Here is a 2,786-nt window from a genome sequence, read left to right on the forward strand (position 1 = left end):
AGGCCGCGCCGCGCTGGGGGCGGGCGGGTCCGTGGTGATCTGCGTAATGGTCATCGTTCGGCCTCGCTGTCGACCTCGTAGTGCACCCATAGCCGGCTGGACCGCTGCACAATGAGCGTGATGGCCAGGATGACCAGGAAGAACACCCACAGCATCGCGGAGCCGTAGCCGTAACGGTTGTTGGAGAAGAACTCCTGGTAGACCTGCACCATGTAGAGGTGGGTGCTCTGCGGCACCTGAGCCACCGAGCCGACCTGGTTTGTCTCGGCCAGCAGCAGCGGCTGGATGACGATTTGGAAGGAGGCGATGATGCCGGTCACCACCTGGAAGAAGATGATCGGCGAGATCATCGGCACGGTGATATGGCGGAACACGTGCCAGCGGTTGGCGCCGTCGACGACCGCCGCCTCCTCCAGTTCAGCCGGTACGCCCTGCAGGGCGGCAAGCATGATCACCATCCCGCCGCCGAGTCCCCACAGAGTGAGGATGATCAGGGCGTAGAACGCGTTCGGGTCGACCAGCCAGGCGATTGGACTGATGCTGATCTTCTCGAGGATGGCATTGAGGATGCCGGCGTCCCGGTTGAAGATTAGCTTCCACATGATGGCCATGGCGACCACCGGGACGACCGAGGGCAGGAAGAAGATCGTGCGGAACAGGCCGACCGCCTTCAGCCGCTGGTTGAGCAGCACCGCCAAACCGAGCCCGCCGGCCACCATGAGCGGCACCGCGATCGCGGTGAACGCGAGTGTGCGGACCAGGCTGGCGATTGCCTCCGTGTCGTGCATCAGCTCGGCATAGTTGCGTACGCCTACCCAGCGCCACCGGTCGTTGCGGCCGTTGAAGTTGGTGAAGCTGATCAGCAGTGCATAGCCGAGCGGTAGCGCGGTGAGCAGCGCGAAGCCGAGGACCCAGGGCGAGAGGAACAGGTAGAGCGTCCGGCTGGAGTATCGCCGCCAGCCCCGCCTGCTGCGCCTCGCCCTTTCCGTTGCCATGGCGACCACTAGCCGATCTGGTCCTTGCCCTGCCTCAGCAGCTTGTTGATCTCGTCGGTGATCGCCTTGCCGGCGGCCTCGACGGTGATCTCGTTCTTAATGGCCCGCTGAAGGTGCTTGTCCAGCACGGGGTTCCAGGCGCCGGCAGCACCGATATACGGAGAGTCGGGCAGTTGCCCGGCGTACTGCAGCTCGGCCTGCTGGGTCGCATAGGCCTGCTTCTGGTACGGCAACTCCTGTGGCATCAGCGACAGCTGCGACTGCAGGGCAGGCATGCCCCAGCCGCTCTTGGCCCGCTCGTCCCCCGGCGGCCCGGCCATGAAGTACTCCATGAGCTTCCAAGCCTCGTCCTTGTGCTTGGCCTTCGCGGGGATGTACGCGCCCCAGCCCACATACGTGGGGCTGATCCGCTTGTCGCCCATCACCGGCGCGGGCGCCATCGCGACGTTGTTCTTGATCTCGTCGGACTCACTGACGAAGTTGCCGCCGTACCAGTAGCCGTCCTGAGTGATCGCCATCCGCTTCGCCAGGAACAGGGACAGGTCGGCGCCGTCAGGCGCGGGGTCGAGCGAGGTGGGGCCGACGCCAGCTTGTCCGAAGTCGACATACCACTTCAGCGCTCGCAGGGCCTGTGGCGTGGTCATGTCGGTCTCGGTCAGGTCCGCGTTGTACAGCTGGCCACCCTGCTGGAGGATCATCATCGAGATCGGCGCCCAGAGGTTCCAGGCCCACTCCACGCCGAAGCCGTAGACCTGAGTCTTGCCGCCGCTCTTCTTGGTCAGCTTCTTCCCGATCTCCAACAGCTCGTCGTACGAGATCGGCTCGGTCGTACTCAGCGGCTGGATTTTGGCTTCCTCGAACAGCGCCCGGTTGTACCAGAGCGTCGCGTCCTGGCTCCAATCCTTGGCGAGCCCGTAGTACGGGCCTTGGCCGATCCGCTTGCCGTCCCAACGGAAGCTGTCGTTGACCGGCAGCAGGTTCTCCCTCTTCAACACGCTGCTCTTGTCCAGGTACGGGTCCAGCTCGGTGGCCAGCCCTTGCGCGTTGCCGCTCGCGCTGCCGACGGCCGCCCCGCGCACGAAGTCCGGGGGCTCGTTCGAGGCGAGCATCGCGTTGAGCCGCGTGTCGTCGTACTCAATGAAGCTGATCTTAATCCCAGCGTTCTTCGCCTCGAAGTCGGCGATGTGCTCCTTCGTCAGCTCGTTGTTCTTGTACATGACTGTCAGGGTCACGGTCTTGCCGTCGCCGGACGAGTTGTCTGAGCTGGCGTCGCAGGCTCCGAGTAGCGGCACAGCCACCGCGCCACCGGCTGCCAGCGCCGAACTGGTGAGGAGGCGGCGTCGGCTGATACGTCTGTCGAGCATGGGGTTTTCCCCTCCGTCCAACCCGGATATCTTCTGTGAGCGCTCACAGTGTTCGCTTTATTTCACGCATGTGTCAAGAGCCATATACCAGCGGTCTTGTAACCGTCAGGGGTTGTGTAATGATGGCGCACGTCCTTGTGAGCGCTCACAGTCTGGAAGCTCCTATGAACAACGCCGCTCGCGCGCTGCCCCGCTTCAGCAAGATCGGGTACGGCGGGGATTACAACCCCGAGCAGTGGCCGGAGCAGGTCTGGCACGAAGATGTCCGGCTGATGCGCGAGGCCGGGGTCAATATGGTCAGCGTCGGCATCTTTGCGTGGGCGATGCTCGAACCCGCCCCGGGCGAGTACGACTTCGACTGGCTTGACCGAGTGCTCTGGCTGCTGCACGAGGGCGGCATCGCCGTCGATCTCGCCACCCCCACCGC

3 protein-coding genes are annotated in these 2,786 nt (G+C 64.2%); 1 reads left to right on the plus strand and 2 read right to left on the minus strand.

The features are described from left to right. Positions 1–50 precede the first annotated feature (50 nt). Both C1I99_RS30925 and C1I99_RS30930 read right to left on the minus strand, forming a co-directional pair. Positions 51–995, minus strand: a complete 945-nt coding sequence (locus C1I99_RS30925; protein WP_111137679.1) for a carbohydrate ABC transporter permease — start codon at positions 993–995, stop codon at positions 51–53. An 8-nt stretch (positions 996–1,003) separates the two neighbouring features. Next, complete coding sequence (locus C1I99_RS30930) at positions 1,004–2,359, minus strand: ABC transporter substrate-binding protein (protein WP_111137678.1); 1,356 nt, start codon at positions 2,357–2,359, stop codon at positions 1,004–1,006. A 164-nt stretch (positions 2,360–2,523) separates the two neighbouring features. On the opposite strand from C1I99_RS30930, the gene C1I99_RS30935 reads away from it, so the two are divergent. Beyond that, a partial coding sequence (locus C1I99_RS30935) for a beta-galactosidase (protein ID WP_199562459.1) occupies positions 2,524–2,786 on the plus strand: 263 nt, incomplete at its 3' end.

The organism is Micromonospora deserti, from assembly GCF_003236335.1.
GTDB lineage: Bacteria > Actinomycetota > Actinomycetes > Mycobacteriales > Micromonosporaceae > Micromonospora > Micromonospora deserti.